This is a genomic window from Mycolicibacterium arcueilense, assembly GCF_058536225.1.
Map to the genome: position 1 here is coordinate 101,232 of NZ_JBZTYL010000036.1, position 19,689 is coordinate 120,920.

The window sequence follows — 19,689 nt, forward strand, 5'->3', positions numbered from 1 at the left end:
CCTCCTGAAGGAGGCGGTTTCCCTACTAGCTACCGCTGTTAAGCGGCGGTTTTCGGGTTTTGACGTTTCACAGCCTGCCTGATGGCGTTGGGCTCCACGTCCTGCAAGGCCACTTCCTGGCCCCGGTGATTGATTGCGATCGCGGCGTTGGTGTCAGCGTTGCCGGTCCACCCGCATGCTGGGTCTGCGCATCGGAACAACGCTTGGCTTTCGCGTTGCCCCTCTGCGGTGGACCCGCATCGGTGGCACGTCTGTGACGTGCCGTGTGGCCGGACCCGGATGACCCGTGCCCCTGCTTGATCGGCCTTGTATGTGAGCAGTGTCAGAATCTGGGTCCATCCTTGATCGAGGATGGACCGGTTCAACCCAGACTTTTGTTTGACGTTCGTCCCCGGTGCTTCGACGGTGCCTCTAGCACTGCGGGTCATGTTCTTCACCCGCAGGTCCTCCACCACCAGGGTGGCCATCCCGGTGGCGACCAGTGCGGTCGTGGCTTGGTGGGCGAAGTCGTAGCGGCGTCGGGCCTGGCGGGCTTTCAAGCTCGCGATCTGAGCGTAGGTCCGCAGCAGTCTACGGCTTGCTTTGTGGCCGCGGAGTGTCCCTGCCCGCTGCCGCGCGGCTCGGCGTTCAAGACGGTAAAGACGTTTCTTCTCACCTGCAGTGAGGGTGGCTGCTTGGTCGATGAACGACCCGTCCGACAGTGCCAGAGTATGGATCACGCCACGGTCGATACCGACGCTGCCCCGTTGCGCTCGCCGCTGGCAGGGTTTCACGACCTGGTTTTCACCACGCACCACCAACATCCAGCCAGTCGACTCCCGCACCACCCGCGCACCGGTGACCCGTTCAGGTATATCGCGGTGCAACCGGAGCTTGACCTTCCCGACTTTCGGAATGGCCACGGTCGCCCACTTGCGATTGAGCCGGGTGAAGTTGAGGTCGCGAGCTTGGGGCACATCGACCGCGTGGCGTGCCCGACGCGTTTTCCAGGTAGGCCGGCCATGGGTGCCGTTCCAATAATTCAACCAGGCCTGCTGGTAGGCTTTGAGCACTTGCTGTGCAGCCTGGGCCGGCAGGATCGCGAGCCAGTCGATGTCCTTGCGGGCCTGCCGGATCGCCGCGTCCGAGTCCGACCACGACGGCCACCGTCTCGACGCCTCATAAAACGTGTGGTGCGCGTGGATGAGATTCCACAACGCCCGAGCAGCGCCAGCCTGACGAGCCAACACCTCCGACTGCGCCGCCGACGGTGCCAGCGGATACTTCACGCACCGCTTGACCACCATCAACTCGCTCACAGCAGCAGTATCGTCCACACCACTGACATGACCGTTGGCGTATGTCACCACGATGGCAACGAAACGAGGATGCACCCCCAGCAAGACATGTCGTCTACAAGCCCTCGCCTCCGAAAATACCTGTGGGGCCGACACTTCTGGTCCATCTCCTACTTCGCGCGCCCATTCGGCGGAGCGACCGAAAACCAGCAACGTCCCGTCTGACAGACACGACCTCGCTCTGCGAGGCACAAACCCCGGGATGCGCTACACCCAGCCCTAAAGGACGGAGCACCGCGCAAGGTACAGATAGACCCCCGAAGTGGCGCCGGTCACGCCGGGGTACCCTCGGCCCAACCGACCGGTTAATAGATGTACGCCCCGGATGGAGGAACCGCATGCCTATTGCGATCACGTCTGAGCACAGCGACCTGGCCGATTCGGTCCGGTCCCTGGTGGCGAGAGTGGCGCCCTCGGAGGTGCTTCACGAAGCGCTCGAGACCCCGATCCCCAATCCCCCGCCGTACTGGAAAGCCACGGCCGAACAGGGGCTGCTGGGCCTTCACCTCTCGGAATCCGTTGGCGGACAAGGGTTCGGCATCCTTGAACTAGCCATCACACTGGCCGAGTTCGGCTACGGCGCGGTCCCCGGACCCTTCGTCCCGTCGGCGATCGCCAGCGCACTGATCTCGGCCGACAACCCCGAGGCGAAGGTGCTGAGCGGCCTGGCCTCGGGCGAGACCATCGCGGCCTACGCCATCGACTCCGGTCTGACCGCGACCCGCCACGGTGACGGCCTGGTGATCCGCGGCGAGGCCCAGGCGGTGCCCTCCGCAGCGCAGGCATCGATCCTGGTGCTGCCGGTCGCGATCGAGTCCGGTGTCCAATGGGTGGTGCTGGACGCCGCCCAGCTCGAGATCGAGCCGGTGCGCAGCGTCGATCCGCTACGTCCGTTGGCCCACGTCCGGGCCAACGCAGTCGAGGTCGACGCCGACCGGGTGTTGACCAGCCTGAGCACCGCCCACGCCCGCGCACTGATCACCACCCTGCTGTCGGCCGAGGCGATCGGTGTCGCTCGCTGGGCCACCGACACCGCCACCGCATACGCAAAGATCCGCGAGCAGTTCGGCAGGCCGATCGGGCAGTTCCAGGCGATCAAGCACAAGTGCGCCGGAATGATCGCCGACACCGAGCGCGCCACCGCCGCCGTCTGGGACGCGGCCCGCGCGTTGGACGACGCGCAGGAAGACCCCTCGGCAACAACTCATTACGAGTTCGCCGCCGCGGTGGCCGCCACCCTGGCACCCGCTGCCGCACAGCACACCGCCCAGGACTGCATCCAGGTGCACGGCGGGATCGGCTTCACCTGGGAACACGACACCAACGTCTACTACCGGCGCGCACTCGTGCTGGCTGCCTGCTTCGGCCGAGCCTCGGACTACGCGCAACTTGTGGTCGACACCGCGACGGCAAGCGGGATGCGGCCGGTCGACATCGACCTCGACCCGGACACCGAGAAGCTCCGTGACGAGATCCGCACGGAAGTCGCTGGGCTGAAGGCTATTCCGAGCGGTGCCGAACGCAACACCGCGATCGCCGAGGGTGGTTGGGTGCAGCCGCACCTGCCCAAGCCGTGGGGCCGCGCGTCGGCGCCGATCGAGCAGATCATCATCGCCCAGGAATTCAGCACCGGCCGCGTGCGGCGCCCGCAGATGGGTATCGCCGCCTGGATCATCCCGTCGATCGTGGCCTTCGGCACCGAGGAGCAGCAGCAGCGGTTCCTGCCACCGACGTTCCGCGGCGAGATGATCTGGTGCCAGCTGTTTTCCGAGCCGGGTGCCGGTTCTGACCTGGCCAGCCTGACCACCAAGGCCACTAAGGTCGACGGCGGCTGGCGGATCACCGGACAGAAGATCTGGACGACGGGTGCACAGTACTCGGAGTGGGGCGCCCTGCTGGCGAGAACGGAGCCAAGCGCTCCAAAACACAATGGCATCACGTACTTCCTGCTGGATATGAAGTCACCGGGCGTCGAGGTGAAGCCGCTGCGGGAGCTGACCGGCAACGCGATGTTCAACACCGTGTTCATCGACGACGTGTTCGTACCCGACGACATGGTGCTCGGCGAGGTCAACCGTGGCTGGGAGGTCAGCCGCAACACGCTGACCAACGAGCGGGTGTCGATCGGCAGCAGCGAGCCGCCGTTCTTGGCCAACCTCGACCAGTTCGTGGCCTTCTTACGTGACGGGCAGTTCGACCAGATCGAGCAGAACCACGCGGGCCGGCTGATCGCCGAAGGCCACGCCGCCAAGGTGCTGAACCTGCGGTCCACGCTGCTGACGCTGGCCGGCGGGGACCCCATGCCTGCGGCCGCGATCTCCAAACTGTTGTCGATGAAGACCGGCCAGGGCTACGCCGAGTTCGCGGTGGCCTCCTTCGGCACCGACGGCGCAGTCGGGGACCCCGAGCAGGAATCCGGCCGCTGGGCCGAGTACCTGTTGGCCAGCCGCGCCACCACGATCTACGGCGGCACCACCGAGGTTCAGCTCAACATCATCGCCGAACGCCTGCTGGGCCTGCCCCGCGATCCGTAACCCGATCGCGCGAGCAGACGCAAAACTGCCCTGGAAACGGGGCAGTTTTGCGTCTGCTCGGTAGGTGACTCGAGTGCTACCGTCGAAATAGACGGCTACCAGAAACGGTTGGCACTCAACGATGAGAACGTCAGTACAGCGCATCCTGCGCCCGGTGGCAGTGGGCGTAGCGGCAGTCGCGGTCGTCATCGCGCCGACTGCCGTGTCGGGCCAGGTCTCCGCGGGACCTGCCGAGATTCAGGCCGAGCCATGTGTAAACGGGGTCATCCCGTGGAACCCGTACGTGGTGAACTGCAATCTGCAACCCCGACCGCCGCGGGTGCGCGGGTCGGCTCCCGATGCCGGCGCCATCATCGCGTGCCGCGGCCGGCCGGGTTGTCTGGCCTGGTACATCAACGGGCCGCCGTGACGGATGTGAGCCGAAGATATGGGCAGCGATGAAGACGATGTCGAAAAGCGTTGGCACAACCCGGAGATGTTCCGGTCCGCGGTGGGCTACGTGGTCGCCGTCGTTGTCGTGGCGGGCTTGGCGCTGACGTTCTACGCCTTTGACCACTCCGTGCTCTCGGCGGCGCTGGTTCCCACGATCACGTTCGTCGGCGGGCTCGGGGCCTTCATCCGGACCTACCAGGTGTGGAAAGCCGAGAGCACCTGGCCGATCTGGCAGGGCGCAGGATGGTTCCTGCTGGCATTGTCGTTGGTATGCCTGGCCGTGCCCGGCACCGCGATGCTCTCCTAATGCCCCGCGTTGAGCTCCGCCTGCACAGCACGGTTGCGCTCGAGCGCCGTTTTCGCCAAGCGCAACGACAGCCGCGGTGAAAGCCGCTCCAGATACCAGAACAACTTCCACCACGCGGGCACGATGATAATCGCGTCGCCCCGCATCACGGCCCGCACCACACGCTCGGCGAAAACGTCAGGATCCATGGGCCGCAACGGTTCCCACACCTTCTTGACGAAGTCTTCGTCGGTGACGCCTGCGCCTTTTAGCCTCCCGTACTTGCCACCGCTGAGAATCGGTGTCCGGATCACCCCTGGGCACAGCGCCGAAACCAGCACGTTGTGACGCTCGGCCTCGACGCGCAAGGTCCGCGAGATGGCCACGACGGCATGCTTCGTGGCGGAGTAGCTCGCCTGACCTGCGCCGGTCATGAGCCCAGCCATGGAGGCGGTGTTCACGATGTGGCCACTGTGCTGCCGGATCATGATCGGATAGACCGCCTGAATGCCGTGCACGACACCACGCAGGTTCACGTCGAAGACTTCGTTCCAGTCGTCCAGCGTGTACGAGTCGATCTCGCCGCCGACCCCGATTCCCGCATTGTTGAACAGGTAGTCGATCCGGCCCGACCGCTCCGCGATCGTGGCGATCGCGCGCTCGAACGAGGCGAAGTCGCGCACGTCGACTGCGATGGCGTGTGCTGTTCCACCACTGGCACCGAGCTTGTCGGCGAGATCCTGTGCGACGTCCTTCTGTCGATCGGCAATCCACACTTCAGCGCCTTGGCCGGCCAGCCTTGCCGCGAGCGCCGCACCGATACCGGATGCACCACCGGTGATCACGGCGACTTTTCCCGATACGCTCTGCGCCCCCATGGCGGCAGAATACGTTCGATCTCGCGGCAGCGCCGGAGGTTGAGTTTCTACGGCAGGATCGAGTCGACGTAACCGCCGTCGACGCGTAGCGCCCCACCTGTGGTCGCCGAGGCCAGGGGCGACGCCAGATAAGTCACCATGTTGGCGATCTCCTCCGGCTCGATCAGGCGCTGGATCAGCGACTGCGGCCGATGCTTGATCATGAACTCCCGCTGCGCCTCCTCCCACGGCAGCGACTTGTCGACGAGTTGATAGACGAAGTCCTCCACCCCCGCGGTATGGGTCGGCCCGGCAATCACCGAGTTCACGGTCACGCCGGTACCCGCAGCTTCCTTGGCGAAACCACGCGACACCGCGAGCAGCGCCGTCTTGGACACGCCGTAATGGATCATCTCCGCCGGCGTGACAATCGCGGAGTCACTGGCGATCTGGATCGCCCTGCCCCAGCCGCGCTCGGTCATACCCGGCAGGTAGCTACGGATAAGCCGCACGGCCGCAAGCACATTCACGTCGAAGTAGGTGCGCCACTGCTCGTCGGTGATCTCCATCGGCGGAACCGCCCCGAAGATGCCGAGGTTGTTCACCAGGATGTCGACGTCGGGCAACTGACGCAGTAGATCGGCAGTTCCCTCCTCCGTCGAGACGTCGGCGGCAACACCCAGGGCGTCGAACTCGCCCAGCTTGGCGACGGCTTCATCGACCCGGGCCGGCGTACGACCGTTGACGGCGACACGGGCACCGCTACGTGCCAGTTGCTCGGCGATGGCCAGCCCGATGCCTTGCGTCGAGCCCGTGACGAGTGCGGTCTTTCCGGCCAGTTCGATGTTCACAAGCCTGTACTACCACCGATGTGGGCAAACTATTCCAGATCGCGGAGTTCCCGCTTGAGGATCTTGCCGGTCGGGTTGCGCGGCAACTCGTCGAGGAACACCACCTCACGCGGCACCTTGTATCGCGCCAGATGCTCTTTGACGTAGGACTTGATGGAGTCCTCGTCGAGGCTGGCTCCTTCGGCCTTCACCACGAAGGCCTTGAGCCGCGCACCCCATTCCTTGTCCTCGACACCGAGCGCGGTGGCCTCGATGACGTCGGGGTGTCCACTGATCAGATCCTCGACCTCGGCCGGGAACACGTTCTCGCCGCCGGAGACGATCATCTCGTCGTCGCGACCGCTGACGTAGAGCAGGCCGTGCTCGTCGAAGTATCCGACGTCGCCCGACGACAGCATGCCGTCGATGATCTCCTTGCCCCCGCCACCGGTATATCCCTTGAACGGGAAGGTGTTTCGCACGAAGATGCGCCCCACCTGCCCCGTCGGCAACTCGTTGCCGTTGTCATCGATGATCTTGACGGTGATGCCCTTGACCACCGGTCCGACCGTCGACGGATTGATCGACAGATCCTTGGGGCGCGCGATGCTGGCGAAGGCGATCTCGGTCGATCCATAGAGGTTGTAGATGACCGGCCCGAGCTCTTTGAGGGCACGGGCTGCCAGTTCCGCGCCGAGTTGGGAGCCGGAGACGAACACGATCCGCAGCGACGACAGGTTGGGTTTGGGCTGCATCTGATCGAGATGGTCGAGCATGCGCGACAGCATCACCGGCACCACCACCATGCCGGTGACTCCGTGCTTCTCGACGTCTTCGAACACGGTGGCCGGCTTGAACCGGCGACGGAGCACCAGCGTGGAGCCCAGCATCATCGCGATGGTGGCGTGCAGGAACCCGAGCGCGTGGAACATCGGCGCCGGCAGTGCGGTCACCTCACCGGCCTTGAACGGGACGTGGGACAGTACTCCCCCGATCGGCGCCAGCGACGGCGGAGCGGCCCGGTTGGCACCCTTGGGGGTGCCGGTGGTGCCGCTGGTCAGGATGATGATCGCGGGATGTTTGGTGGCCTTGGGCGCAGGTTTGCCGTTGCTGCGCGCGATGACGTCGGCCAGGGTCTCGTCGGTACTACCCGACGGAGTGTCGGAATCGGGGTTGACGCCCAGCGCCCGTAGTTTGCCCAGTGTCGGCTCGGCGTGTGCCACGGCAGCGGTGTACTCGTCGTCGTAGATGATCACCTTTGCGCCCTCGCGCTCGGAGACCTCTTTGATCTGCGGCCCCGAGAACTCGGAGTTCAGCATGATGATCCGGGCCCCGACCCGGGCCGCGCCGTATTGGGAGATCAGGAACCAACGGTGGTTGCGAGCCAGGATGGCCACGCCGTCACCGCCGCGCACACCCATGGTCAGCAGTTCGTTGGCCACCGCGTGCGCCGCGGCGTCGAGCTCACCGAACGTCAACTCGCCTTCGTCGTCGATCACCGCGACACGGTTGGGATGCCGACGCGCGTTGAGCGCCGGGATCATCCCGATCTCGCCCCAGGTCCGGATGTCGTTCAGCATGGCCGCGAGGTGCTGAGGCGGTTCCAGCCGTAGCGCACCCGCCTCGAACATCTTGCGCGCGTAGTGCAATTCGGCCGCGCCACGCTCCGCGTACTGCTTGGCTTTCGCGGTCAGGTTCGCCGGCAGATCAGACAGACTTGGCATGTCGCCACAATAAGTGACATCTATCGCACCGCGGGCAGTAACTACCATGTGGTCATGGCCGGTGCAGAGTCGCTGGAGATCGACGGCCTCGAGGTGGCCGTCAGCAACCCCGACAAGGTGGTTTTCCCTGACGCGCATGTCACCAAGCTGGACCTGATCAACTATTACCGATCAGTCGCCGACGGTGCACTGCGTGGTGTTTATGAGCGTCCGATGATCCTCAAACGGTTCGTCAAGGGCATCTCCACCGAAGCCATCTTCCAGAAACGTGCCCCGGAGAAACGGCCGGACTATGTGGACGTCGCCGAGCTCAAGTACCGGTCCGGCACGTCGGCCAAGGAAGCGGTGCTGCGCAACACCGCGGGACTGGCCTGGGCGGTGAACCTCGGGTGCGTCGATTTCAACCCCCACCCGGTGCGCGCCGACGACCTCGACCACCCCGACGAACTTCGCGTCGACCTCGACCCGATGCCCGGGGTCGACTGGTCGCAGATCGTCGATGTCGCGCAGGTCGCCCGCGAGGTGCTGGAGGAACACGGCCTGACCGCGTGGCCCAAGACGTCGGGTTCGCGCGGCTTCCACATCTATGCGCGCATCCACCCGCGGTGGCCGTTCACCAAGGTGCGGCTGGCTGCCGAGACGGTGGCTCGTGAGGTCGAGCGACGTGTCCCGGACCTGGCGACCGCCCGCTGGTGGAAGGAAGAGCGGGGCTCCCGGGTCTTCGTCGACTTCAACCAGAACGCGAAGGACCGCACGGTGGCCTCGGCCTATTCCGTTCGGGCCACCCCCGATGCCCGGGTCTCCACCCCGTTGCGCTGGGACGAGGTCGACGGCTGCCGCCCCGAAGCGTTCACGGTCGCCACCGTGCCCTCCCGGTTCGCCGAGATCGGCGACCCGTGGGAAGGCATGGATCTAGCGGTCGGCGAGCTGGACGCGTTGCTCGCGCTCGCCAAGGAGCTCGGCCCGGCAGAGAAAGCCCCCAAGGGCGCGTCTCACGATGGACGACGACAGTCGAGCATGCCGCTGATCGAGATCGCCAAGACCAAAACCAAAGACGAAGCCATGGCGGCACTGGACGTATGGCGCGAGCGCTATCCCGCGGTGGCGGCGCGGCTCGAACCCGTCGACGTCTTACTCGACGGCATGCGCGGACCGAGCTCGATCTGGTACCGGGTGCGGATCAACCTGCAACACGTGCCCGAGGCTGAGCGCCCACCGCAGGAAGAGCTGCTCGCGGACTACAACCCGTGGGAGCACTATCGCGGTGCTCAGTGGCCGCCGGATCGACACCGCGACTGATCGGAAACCACCCGAATCAGCAATTCAGCAGTGCCTTCTGGTGATTCGACGTGGAAGTGGTGGCTGCCCAGATCCACGGGCACGATGTCGATCCGGTCGCGGTAGCGTTCGATGGCTTCCTGCCTGATGAGTGAGCGCACCGCCAACAGCGTCACCGGCTTTCGAACGTCACCGAGCGCGGCGTCCATGTCCCAGTCCACCAGGCCCTCGACAGCGCGCAGACCGGCCGGCTGGCGCACAGCCGCCATTTTCGTGAAGTACGCGTTCGTGCGCGCCGGGTCAGTGCCTTCGGGCGATCCTCCCTCGACCATGTCCCGCGTCGCCGCATCGAAGTCGTCGTAGAAGGGTTGCAGCACGGCCCGGGCCTGCCGTGCGTCCTGGGCCGGATACAGCGACAGGTAGTGCAGGCCGTCCAGCGCAACGACGTGCGAAACCGCGTCGGGCAGCAACCGTGCGGTTTCCACCGCTACCGCACCGCCGAGAGAATGCCCGACCACGACGACGCTCTGCGCAACCTCGGCGGTCAGGACTGCCGCCACGTCACGGGCGAATTCCTCGATCGTCCAGACCTCGCGCGCCGACCGAGATTCGCCGTGTTCGGCCAGATCGATCGCGATGACGCGGTACCGGTCCGACAGGAGGCCGGTAACGGCGTCGTAATCGGTTCTGTCACAACCCCACCCGTGAATGAAGGCGAGCGTCGGCCCGTCGGGCTGGCCGGTGACCGCGTATCGGATCGTGGTGTCGTATGGACGCTGAACCTCGCGGACCGCAGGTGCAGCCTCGCCCGTTGCCGACATACTGGCCTTTCACTCTCCGACCGCGTTCCGCGGCCACGCCGAACAACAGCCGCCCGCGGTTACGGATTCCCGGCATATTGTGGATACGTCACGGTTTAGGAGTGTGCATGCGAATCGCCCTGTTCGCGACCTGCCTGGCGGATGCGATGTTCCCACCTGCGGCGATCGCCACGGTGCAGTTGCTCGAGCGTCTGGGTCACCAGGTGGTCTTTCCTGCTGGCCAAACCTGTTGCGGCCAAATGCATGTCAACACCGGCTATCTGCAGGAAGCCACCGCGTTGGTGCGCAATCACGTCGAGGCCTTCGAATCCGCGAACTGCGATGCCATCGTCGCGCCCTCCGGATCGTGTGTGGGATCGGTCCGTCACCAACATGCGATGGTGGCCCGCCGGGCCGGCGACGAGAACCTGGCCACCCGTGCCGAGCGCCTGGCCGAAAAGACCTATGAGCTGTCCGAACTGCTGATCGATGTGCTCGGGGTCGACGACGTCGGCGCGTACTACCCGCACCGCGTCACCTATCACCCCACTTGCCACTCGCTGCGCATGCTCGGGGTGGGCGACAAGCCACTGCGGCTGCTGCACAACGTGCAGGGACTCACTCTCGTGGAGCTGCCGGAGGCCGAATCCTGTTGCGGATTCGGCGGAACCTTCGCGATCAAGAATGCCGACACCTCCACGGCGATGCTGGCAGACAAGATGGCGCACATCCTCGAAACCGAGGCCGAAGTATGCAGCGCCGGAGACTCCTCATGCCTGATGCACATCGGTGGCGGGCTCAGTCGGCTGCGCTCCGGGGTGCGCACCGTGCACCTGGCCGAGATCCTGGCGGCCGAAGCATGACCACATTCCTGGGCACCCCCGGAGTCGGCAACCTCCGTGGCGACGAGTCCTTTCCGAAAGCCGCCCGCACCGCACTGGCCGACTCCCAGCTGCGCCGCAACATCGGCCACGCCACCCACACCATCCGGACCAAACGACTGGCCGCCGTCGCCGAATGCGACGACTGGGAACAGTTGCGCGCCGCGGGCAGCGCGCTCAAGCAGGACGTGATGGCGCGGTTGCCCGAGTTGCTCGAGCAACTCGAGTCCAATGTCACCCGCCGCGGCGGCGTGGTGCACTGGGCCCGCGACGGCGAGGAGGCCAACCGCATCGTCGCCGATCTCATCCGCGCCACCGGCGCCGACGAGGTGGTCAAGGTCAAGTCGATGGCCACCCAGGAGATCGGCCTCAACGAGTACCTGGAAGCCAACGGCATCGCCGCGTTCGAAACCGATCTGGCCGAGCTGATCGTTCAGCTCGGCCACGACAAGCCCAGCCACATCCTGGTGCCGGCCATCCACCGCAACCGGGCCGAGATCCGCGAGATCTTCGACCGGGAGATGCCCGACGCGGGTGAGCTGACCGACGAGCCGCGCGTGCTGGCCATGGCGGCCCGGGCCCATCTGCGGCGCAAGTTCCTCACTGCGAAGGTCGCGGTCAGCGGGGCGAACTTCGGCATCGCCGAGACGGGCACGCTGGCCGTCGTGGAGTCCGAGGGCAACGGCCGGATGTGTCTGACGCTTCCGCAGACGCTGATCACGGTGATGGGTATCGAGAAGGTGGTGCCGTCGTTCACCGATCTCGAGGTCTTCATGCAGTTGCTGCCGCGCTCCTCGACCGCGGAACGGATGAACCCGTACACCTCGATGTGGACCGGCGTGCATCCCGGTGACGGGCCGCAGGAATTCCATCTGGTGCTGTTGGACAACGGCCGCACCCGGGTGCTGGCCGATGAGGTGGGGCGCCCGGCGCTGCACTGCATCCGGTGCAGCGCGTGCCTGAACGTGTGCCCGGTCTACGAACGCACGGGCGGGCACGCCTACGGCTCGGTGTATCCCGGACCGATCGGGGCGATCCTGAGCCCCCAACTCACCGGCACCACCGGCCACAATGACCCCAACGCCAGCCTGCCGTTCGCCTCGTCGCTGTGCGGAGCATGCTTCGAGGCCTGCCCGGTACGCATCGACATCCCGACGATCCTGGTACACCTGCGCGCGCAACAGGTGGACCAGGAAAGGACAGGGCGCGGGGTCCTTTTCTCCGGGCAGGATCTGGCGATGAAGGCGGCGGGCTGGGCAATGGGCGGCGCGGCCCGGTTCGCACTGGCTGAGAAGGCCCTGGGCGCCGGACGCCTGATCGCCGGGCGCGATCACCGGATCTCTGCACTGCCCTGGCCGGCGTCGAAGTGGACCGCCAGCCGTGACATTCCCGAGCCGCCCGCCGAGACGTTCCGGCAGTGGTGGAACCGGACCCACGAGGGAGACCGATAGTGACCGATCCGACGCCCGACGCGGCCCGCGCCGCCGTGCTCGACCGGATCCGCGGTGCCCTGGCCGCCGCACCGCCACCGTCGGTCGAGGTGCCGCGGGACTATCACCATGAGTCCCTGACCGGCGCCGGCGACGTCGAGAGGTTCTCCGAGGCCGTCGCCGAGTACCGTGCGCGGGTCCATCGGATCGGGGTCGATGCGATCGCGTCGACCGTCCTCGAGCTCGTCGGCCCGGACGCCACTGTGGTCATCCCAGCCGACCTGCCGCCCGAGTGGGTGACCGGGCTGACGGCGGTGCCCGACGAGCCGACGCTGAATGTCGAGCAACTCGATCGGGCCGATGCCGTGTTGACCGGATGCAGGCTGGGAATCGCTGCGACTGGCACGATCGTGCTAGATGCCGGCCCTGGGCAGGGGCGGCGGGCGTTGACCCTGGTGCCCGACCATCACCTCTGTGTGGTCCGGGCAGAGCAGATCGTCGACACCGTGCCCCAGGCGTTCGCCGAGCTGACGGCGACCAGGCCACTGACCTTCATCTCTGGTCCCAGCGCCACCAGTGACATCGAGCTGCAGCGGGTGGAAGGCGTACACGGACCGCGAACACTCGACGTACTGATCGTGGCCGACCTTACCGACGGGTAGGTCCGCGAATGTTCTTAGCAAAGCATTAACGCTGGCTCCCAGCCGCCTTATTTTGCCCACTTAGCGTTGTGAACAGGTTGACGCGACGGAGCTCAGCCAGAGCTCAGGAAAGACGGCGGGAGGCTGATCATGACGTTCACGAACAACACCCCGGCATTGGATCGACACTTTCGGTACGGGAACTCGGCAGTCATCTGCGAGGGCGCATCGATGCGCGCACAGTGCCGCCAACTGGCGACAGTGGTAACCGTCAAGGGAGATGTCGACAGCAACAACATCGACCAGATCGCGTCGTATGTGAATCGATTCATTCTTGCGGAGAAGCCTTTGGCACTCGATCTGAGTGGCGTGAACAGCTTTACCCCGCAGGCGATCTCACTGTTCTACGACATCGATGACCGGTGCGGCGCACTCGGTGTGGACTGGGCGGTAGTCGCCAGCCAGCCGGTCGCCGCCGAGATCCACCACCAGGAGGTGGGCGTACCGCTCAGCTCGTCGGTGCCCGAAGCCCTGCATCACTTCGCCGAAGGCAATACGGCGCGCCGCCGGTTGCTGCCCCTGCTTACCAAGAGCGCCTGAGAGAAAGGCCAACGCAATGTTGATCGATGTCCGCTGGTTGTCCCGCCTGCTTCGTCATCGTCACCGGGCGGTGCACATCTAACCCAACGCACACCAAACGACTTTCGAGGTGGCTGCCGGACCTGGTCCGGCAGCCACCTCGTTTTTGTCGGGTCTAGGTGTATGCGACGTGCACGCGGTGAATACGACCTTCGAAGGGGAACGGCGCGCGCTCGCGGTAGTCCAGCGATACGGGTGAGCCGAGGCAGGTGCCGATGTCCAGGCAGTCGTTGGCGGTGAACAACAACGGTGCACTGATCGGGACCTGGCCACTGGCGATCGTTTCGCCATTGCGCGCGACGGTGATGTCCAGCGGGCCGGCCGGGCGTGGATCCGCGTACTGAGTGGTCACCGTGAGGGTGGCGCGTCCCGGCGGGACCTTGCCCTCGGATCGGATCTTTGTGCGCTGCAGAATGAACAGGTTGTACTCGTAGCAGAGCTGCCCTTCGTCCAGATACAGGGTCAGCCCACCTGCCCCGGCGCCGAGCGCGTACAGCACCCCGTTCGCGCTGGCGGGAATGTCGACGTCGATGGTGACGACGTTGTTCTTGTTTCCGAGCGCCGGTGCGCAGAACTCCGGCATCCGGATGGTGTCGCCCGAGAACTCCCACTCCCGGTACGGCGGCGCGATGCGCAGCTCGGGGTGATACACCGGCACCCACAGCCCACCGCCGACCGGCAGCACCTCGTTGCGGGCCGCCTCGACCATGAACATCTCCCGCATCTGAGCCAGCTTCTCGGGCTGTTCAGCGGCGAGATCGTGGGCCTGGGACCAGTCTTCGTCGAGGTGGTAGAGCTCCCAGGTGTCGTTGTCGGGCGTCCAGGTGGCGATCCCCGGCGGCTGGCCCGGCACCCACGGCAGCCGCGGTCCGCGCGCCGAGGCCATCCAGCCATCGTGGTAGATGCCGCGGCTACCCATGATCTCGAAGTACTGGGTCAACTTGCCGCCGGGCGCATTTCGGTCTCCCAGCGTGCGGGCGAAACTCACTCCCGCCAGCGGCATCTGAGGTTCACCGTTGACCGTATGCGGCGGCACGATACCGACGACGTCGTAGATGGTCGGCACGATGTCGTTGCAGTGCAGGAACACGTCCCGCGGGGCGCTCTCCGCGGCGACCTTGGCCGGCCAGCGCACCGCCATCGGGTTGCGCGTGCCACCCAGATGCGACGCGAGCAGCTTCATCCCCTTGTACGGCGTGCTGCCGGCCCAGGCCCACGCCGCGTGATACTGGTTGTCGACCAACGGTGAGCCCAGAACGTCGAGGCCGCCGAGTTCGTCGAGAGCGTCGATGTGCTGACGCACCGTGGTGGGAATCCCGTTCTGCGCCAACAGTTCGGCGATGGTGCCGTTCTGGCCCTCGCCCGACGAGCCGTTGTCACCCCAGATGTAGAGGAACAGGGTGTTCTCGGCGTAGCCGAGCGAGTCGAGCTCATCGGCGATCCGGCCGACCTGGACGTCGACGTGTTCGCCGAACCCGGCGGCGACCTCCATCAGGCGTCGCTGGAACGGTTTCTCGTCCTCGGGGATGTCATCCCAGGCGGCGAGCTGCTCATCACGTTCGGTCAGTTCGCAGTTCTGCGGGATCCAGCCCTTGTCCTTGGCGCGCGCGAACACCCGCTGCCGGTAGGCATCCCAGCCGTCGTCGAACTTGCCCGCGTACTTGTCCGCCCACTCCTTCATGATGTGGTGCGGGCCGTGGATGGCGCCGCTGGCCCAGTACATGAAGAACGGCTTGTCGGCGTTGAACGCCTTGTGCCGGCGCAGCCACGAGATCGCGTCGTCGGCCAGATCCTCCGACAGGTGGTAGCCCTCCTCCGGAGTCCGGGGCGGTGGGACGACGGTGGTGTTGCGCACCAGGTTCGGTTCGTACTGCGACGCCTCTCCGGCGAGGAAGCCGTAGAAGTATTCGAAACCCAATCCGGTGGGCCAGTTCTCGAACGGCCCCGCCGCGGTGGTCTCCTCCGCGGGGGTGTTGTGCCACTTTCCGAAGGCCGATGTCGCGTAGCCGTACTGCTTGAGCACTTCGGCCACGGTGGCGCTGGACCGCGGGATCTTGCCGGCGTAGCCGTCCCAGTCATTGGCCAGCTCGGCGATCTGGCCGTTGCCGATCTCGTGGTGGTTGCGGCCCGTGAGCAGCGAGGCCCGCGTCGGCGAGCACATCGCCGTGGTGTGAAAACGGTTGTACGACACCCCTTCAGCGCAGATTCTGTCGAGGGTCGCGGTCGTCACCTCACCACCGAAGGTCGAGGGCAGGCCGGGTCCGGCATCGTCAATGAGCACGATGACGATGTTCGGCGAGTCGTCATGGAGTCGCTTCGGCACTGACCGCGGGTTGTACGTGGACTCCTGCAACGTGCGGCCCGCGATACTGCCCGACGGGACCGGCGGGAACGGCAAAACGCCGCCGTCCGGTAGAGCTGCTGCCACCAACTGGTCACCCTGCACGTCAGACACCGCGCCCCTCTTCTCCATGAGGACTGGGCTGTGCAGCCGACCACTGGTGGGGCAAGCCGCGCAGCCGATTCACCCCGACCCGGGCATCCACTGTGCAGCAAACTGCCAGCTTCTGTCTTGACATTCCAGGACAAATCTTTGACATTGTGGGACATGGCCGTGATCCGGGGCACGGCACTCACGAATTTTCACCAGTTGGTCACCGAACTCGGTGGAGATAGTCGCGCTCTGGTCGATGCCGCCCACATTCCCTACGACGATGTCGGCCGCCACGACCGCTTCATCTCCCTGCCCAACGGGGCACAAATGCTCGAAGACACTGCCGCCACACTCGAAACCCCGGACTTCGGGCGGCGTTTGGCGCTCCGCCAAGGCATCGACATCCTCGGCCCGGTCGGGCTGGCGGGTCGTAATGCCGCCAGCGTTGCCGAAGCCTTCCTGATCTTCGACAAGTTCATGGCGGCCTACAGCCCGTCGATCACCGCGCGGGTGACCACCCATCTGGACCCGAATCTGCGTCGCTTCGAATTCGAGTACGCCCTGAACCCGGCACCTCCGCAAGCCCAGGCCATCGAGCTGTCGCTGGGAGTCACATTGCAGGTACTGCGGCTGTTCCTCGGTGCCGACTACCGGCCCGTCGCCGTGCACCTACCCCATCCCGCCCTGACGCCCACCGACGACTATCAGACCTACTTCGGCTGTCCGCCCAGCTTTTTCGAACCGGTCGCCGGGTTCACCCTGCGCACCACCGACCTGCAACGCCCGCTGCCCACCGATCGGCTTGCCCACCAGACCGCGGTCGACTATCTGGCCCAGGTGATGGGTGAATCCAACCCGACCACCAGCCAACTGGTCCGCAGCCTGGTGCGCCAACTCCTGCCCACCGGAGTGGTCGGCCTGACCGACATCGCCCGTCACATCGGTCTTCATCCGAAGGCCCTGCAACGGCGCCTGCTCGCCGAGAACGCCACGTTCGCCGACCTCGTCGACCAGACGCGGCGCGAGTCCGCTCAACGTCTGCTGCTCGACACCGACCTCAGCCTCGACCAGCTCTGCCACCAACTCGGCTATGCCGAGCAGAGTGTCCTCACCCGCTCCTGCAAACGCTGGTTCGGCACCACCCCGACGGCGTATCGCAATGGCCGCACCGCGGTACCGCCGCGGCCCTAAAGGCTGACGCACCAAGACATGCCACGTGCTTGCCGAGCGAAAGATTCGTCGCACACACCCCGTCCCACCTGCTAAAGTTCGGCCCGCCGGGCGATGCAATCGGCACCTGCCCACCTCGGGAAGGAGTCCCGCTGTGTCCCGCACACCGACCACCGTGCGCTACGGAATGATGCCGGCGTTCGCCGCTGGTGCCGTCGGGGTTGTCGTCGGCCTGTTCGGCCCTGTGACAGCAGCCGCCGAGCCGCCGCCGCCCAATTGCACGGCCGCCGATCTCGCCGGCATCGCCTCCGGAGTCGCCGCGGCAACCTCCACATACTTGTGGACCCATCCGGACGTGAACGATTTCTACACAAATCTGCACGGCCGCCCACAGGAAGAAGTGCAGGGCGACACCAAGGCCTTCTTCGACGCCAACCCGCAGGCCCACGCCGACCTGGTCGGGATCCGTCAGCCGCTGACCGACTTCCGCGCCCGTTGCGGGATCAAGCCACCTGATCAGCCCCTAGGACAACGATGAACACCCCAACGCCTCGATCATCATGGCTCCGCGCGGCCACGGTCGCGCTCGCCTTCACCGCGCTGCCCGGCGCCATCGTCCTGGCGGCCCCGGCCGGGACCGCCAACGCCGACGTGTGCGCCAGCGCCGGGCGCCGGATCTCGGTCGGCGGCTGCGTCAACATCGCCGACGCCGTCGCCCCTTACGTTCCGCCGCCGGCCTATTACGCGCCGCTCCCGGAGGACGCGCCTCCGCCGCCGCCCCCACCGGGTTCCAACGTCAGCGGCTGCATCGGCTACAACGGCCGGTGGGTTCACGCGGGCGGTTGCAACTAGCTCCGGCGATCGCGTTTGCGTGCGTCGGTGCTTCGTTGCGCCCCGCCGGCGGGCGTTTCGCCGGTGCTTCTTCGCACTCCCGTCGGCGTGCGTTTCGCCGATTTCTACCTAGGGGTCGCTGCCGCCGCGATGAGCAGCCCTGGTGTAGAAAACCGCGCCAAAGCCTGCGCAGCGACGCCGCGGCTAACCACGCCAAAGCGTGCGCCGACGCGGCAGACCGCGCGCCAACCACCTCAGGCGATCGCGCCCGAGTCCTTGAGCTCCTCGATCCGGTCCCAGTCGAGGCCGAGTTCCATCAGCACGATCTCGGTGTGCTCGGAGGCCTGGGGCGCCCGGGTGGTCTCCAAGGGTTCGTGGTTGAACTGCACGGGCCCGCGCACCACCTTGAACGGCTTGCCGCCGTCACTGGCGTCCACCTCGACGACCATGTCGTTGGCCACCGCCTGGTCGTCCGAAGCGAGATCGACCAGGCTCTGGAACGGCGCCCACTGGCCCTTCATGGTCTTGAGGTGCTGACGCCAGTACTCGAACGGCTTGCTGCCGATCGCCTTCGCGATGAGTTCGACGCCTTCCGAGGCGTTCTCGATCAGCGGGAGCACATCGGAGAACCGTGGATCATCGGCAAGCTCGGGCAGACCGAGATGTTCGAAGGCATCACGGATGTAGCCAGTCGGGCTGACAATGCACAGATTGATGGTGCCGCCGTCGGACGTCCGGTAGTTGGCCATGAACGGGTTCACCGAAGTGGCGTCGTCGGGCATCAGCGAGCGCATCGTCTCACCGGTCTCCATGCCCTGCGTGACGCTGGCGCCGGCCGCCCACCACGCCGTGCTCAGCAGTGAGACGTCGATCTCGGCCGTTTCCCCGGTCCGCTCGCGGTGGAACAACGCCGCCGAGATCCCGCCGGCAATGTTCATGCCGCCGATCGAATCACCGAAGGCCGGGATGCCCTGGGACAGTGCACCGTTGATGGCCTCCGGGGTGAGGGCATGGCCGACGCCGCTGCGGGTCCAGAAGGCGGTGCCGTCGAAGCCGCCGGTATCACGCTCGGAACCTTTGTCGCCGTAGGCGCTGCCGCGGGCGTAGATGATGTTGGGGTTCACCGCCCGGATGTGCTCGACGTCGAACTTGTTCTTCTGCCGTTGGGCGGGAAGGTAATTGGTCAGGAAGACGTCTGCCGTCTTTGCGATCTCATAGAGCACCTCCTGCCCGCCGGGGGTCGAGACGTCGATGCCGACGCTGCGCTTACCGCGGTTGGGGTGCTCGATGAGCGGATGACGGTTCGGGTCGAGTTGGAACCCGCCCATGTTGATGAACCCACGCTGAGTGTCGCCGCGCACCGGGTGCTCGACTTTGATGACGTCGGCGCCCCAGTCGGCGAGGATGGCTCCCGCCGCCGGCACGAAGGTGAATTGCGCGACCTCGAGCACTCGCACGCCCTGCATGACCTTGATCAACGCGGCTCCTAACCGTTGCACTTACAGTAAGTGTAGCTAGGGCCGGGTCGGCGCAGTCGCTCCCCGCCGAAACCGCACTCCGGCAGGAGAAGTTCGAGAGCCGGCCT

General features: G+C 65.9%; 18 protein-coding genes. 11 read left to right on the plus strand and 7 right to left on the minus strand.

Annotation, left to right across the window (positions count from 1 at the left end; translation table 11 throughout):
- Positions 1-38 precede the first annotated feature (38 nt).
- Positions 39-1,373, minus strand: a complete 1,335-nt coding sequence (locus AC4LGL_RS30970; protein WP_491842199.1) for an RNA-guided endonuclease InsQ/TnpB family protein — start codon at positions 1,371-1,373, stop codon at positions 39-41.
- A 302-nt stretch (positions 1,374-1,675) separates the two neighbouring features.
- Between AC4LGL_RS30970 and AC4LGL_RS30975 the strand changes: the two genes are divergently transcribed.
- The 3 genes from AC4LGL_RS30975 (at position 1,676) to AC4LGL_RS30985 (ending at position 4,610) form a co-directional block, all read left to right on the plus strand.
- Positions 1,676-3,871, plus strand: coding sequence for an acyl-CoA dehydrogenase family protein (locus tag AC4LGL_RS30975; protein ID WP_491842096.1), 2,196 nt, complete (start codon positions 1,676-1,678; stop codon positions 3,869-3,871).
- A gap of 121 nt (positions 3,872-3,992) precedes the next feature.
- Positions 3,993-4,280, plus strand: coding sequence for a hypothetical protein (locus tag AC4LGL_RS30980; RefSeq protein WP_491842097.1), 288 nt, complete (start codon positions 3,993-3,995; stop codon positions 4,278-4,280).
- Positions 4,281-4,298: 18 nt separating this feature from the next.
- Positions 4,299-4,610 (plus strand): hypothetical protein, encoded by a 312-nt coding sequence (locus AC4LGL_RS30985; protein WP_491842098.1) that lies wholly within the window; start codon positions 4,299-4,301, stop codon positions 4,608-4,610.
- Here AC4LGL_RS30985 and AC4LGL_RS30990 read toward each other — a convergent pair.
- Genes AC4LGL_RS30990 through fadD2 form a run of 3 tightly spaced genes read right to left on the minus strand, consistent with a single transcriptional unit; the run spans position 4,607 to position 8,000 of the window.
- Positions 4,607-5,467 carry an SDR family NAD(P)-dependent oxidoreductase gene (locus tag AC4LGL_RS30990; RefSeq protein ID WP_491842099.1) on the minus strand — a complete coding sequence of 287 codons (861 nt, stop codon included), beginning with the start codon at positions 5,465-5,467 and terminating at the stop codon, positions 4,607-4,609. The genes AC4LGL_RS30985 and AC4LGL_RS30990 overlap by 4 nt on opposite strands.
- A 47-nt stretch (positions 5,468-5,514) precedes the next feature.
- Positions 5,515-6,297, minus strand: a complete 783-nt coding sequence (locus AC4LGL_RS30995) for an SDR family NAD(P)-dependent oxidoreductase (protein WP_491842100.1) — start codon at positions 6,295-6,297, stop codon at positions 5,515-5,517.
- Between the two features lie 29 nt (positions 6,298-6,326).
- On the minus strand, positions 6,327-8,000 hold the full coding sequence (fadD2, locus tag AC4LGL_RS31000) for a long-chain-fatty-acid--CoA ligase FadD2 (RefSeq protein WP_491842101.1): 1,674 nt from the start codon (positions 7,998-8,000) through the stop codon (positions 6,327-6,329).
- A 54-nt stretch (positions 8,001-8,054) separates the two neighbouring features.
- Between fadD2 and ligD the strand changes: the two genes are divergently transcribed.
- Entirely contained in the window at positions 8,055-9,299 is a 1,245-nt protein-coding gene (gene ligD, locus AC4LGL_RS31005) for a non-homologous end-joining DNA ligase (RefSeq protein WP_491842102.1), read from the plus strand.
- On the opposite strand, the gene AC4LGL_RS31010 is transcribed toward ligD, so the two are convergent.
- Positions 9,269-10,099 (minus strand): alpha/beta fold hydrolase, encoded by an 831-nt coding sequence (locus AC4LGL_RS31010; RefSeq protein WP_491842103.1) that lies wholly within the window; start codon positions 10,097-10,099, stop codon positions 9,269-9,271. The genes ligD and AC4LGL_RS31010 overlap by 31 nt on opposite strands.
- A gap of 107 nt (positions 10,100-10,206) precedes the next feature.
- On the opposite strand from AC4LGL_RS31010, the gene AC4LGL_RS31015 reads away from it, so the two are divergent.
- From AC4LGL_RS31015 to AC4LGL_RS31030, 4 genes are all read left to right on the plus strand, one after another.
- On the plus strand, positions 10,207-10,941 hold the full coding sequence (locus tag AC4LGL_RS31015; protein WP_491842104.1) for a (Fe-S)-binding protein: 735 nt from the start codon (positions 10,207-10,209) through the stop codon (positions 10,939-10,941).
- Complete coding sequence (locus AC4LGL_RS31020; RefSeq protein ID WP_491842105.1) at positions 10,938-12,410, plus strand: LutB/LldF family L-lactate oxidation iron-sulfur protein; 1,473 nt, start codon at positions 10,938-10,940, stop codon at positions 12,408-12,410. Before AC4LGL_RS31015 ends, AC4LGL_RS31020 begins: the two co-directional genes overlap by 4 nt.
- Positions 12,410-13,051, plus strand: coding sequence for a LutC/YkgG family protein (locus tag AC4LGL_RS31025; RefSeq protein ID WP_491842106.1), 642 nt, complete (start codon positions 12,410-12,412; stop codon positions 13,049-13,051). Before AC4LGL_RS31020 ends, AC4LGL_RS31025 begins: the two co-directional genes overlap by 1 nt.
- A gap of 129 nt (positions 13,052-13,180) precedes the next feature.
- Entirely contained in the window at positions 13,181-13,630 is a 450-nt protein-coding gene (locus AC4LGL_RS31030; RefSeq protein ID WP_491842107.1) for an STAS domain-containing protein, read from the plus strand.
- A 154-nt stretch (positions 13,631-13,784) separates the two neighbouring features.
- Here the strand turns inward: AC4LGL_RS31030 and AC4LGL_RS31035 are convergent, their stop codons facing one another.
- Complete coding sequence (locus tag AC4LGL_RS31035; protein ID WP_491842108.1) at positions 13,785-16,124, minus strand: arylsulfatase; 2,340 nt, start codon at positions 16,122-16,124, stop codon at positions 13,785-13,787.
- Positions 16,125-16,277: 153 nt separating this feature from the next.
- Here AC4LGL_RS31035 and AC4LGL_RS31040 point away from each other — a divergent pair, with 153 nt between their 5' ends.
- The 3 genes from AC4LGL_RS31040 to AC4LGL_RS31050 all read left to right on the plus strand — a co-directional run bounded on the left by AC4LGL_RS31040 (position 16,278) and on the right by AC4LGL_RS31050 (position 18,125).
- Entirely contained in the window at positions 16,278-17,294 is a 1,017-nt protein-coding gene (locus tag AC4LGL_RS31040; protein WP_491842109.1) for an AraC family transcriptional regulator, read from the plus strand.
- A 166-nt stretch (positions 17,295-17,460) separates the two neighbouring features.
- Positions 17,461-17,811 (plus strand): heme-binding protein, encoded by a 351-nt coding sequence (locus AC4LGL_RS31045; protein WP_491842200.1) that lies wholly within the window; start codon positions 17,461-17,463, stop codon positions 17,809-17,811.
- The gene (locus AC4LGL_RS31050) at positions 17,808-18,125 is read left to right on the plus strand and encodes a hypothetical protein (protein ID WP_055110798.1); all 318 of its coding nucleotides are present in this window, start codon (positions 17,808-17,810) and stop codon (positions 18,123-18,125) included. The genes AC4LGL_RS31045 and AC4LGL_RS31050 overlap by 4 nt, the downstream gene beginning before the upstream one ends.
- A 233-nt stretch (positions 18,126-18,358) precedes the next feature.
- On the opposite strand, the gene AC4LGL_RS31055 is transcribed toward AC4LGL_RS31050, so the two are convergent.
- Positions 18,359-19,570 carry a CaiB/BaiF CoA transferase family protein gene (locus tag AC4LGL_RS31055; protein ID WP_491842201.1) on the minus strand — a complete coding sequence of 404 codons (1,212 nt, stop codon included), beginning with the start codon at positions 19,568-19,570 and terminating at the stop codon, positions 18,359-18,361.
- Positions 19,571-19,689 lie beyond the last annotated feature (119 nt).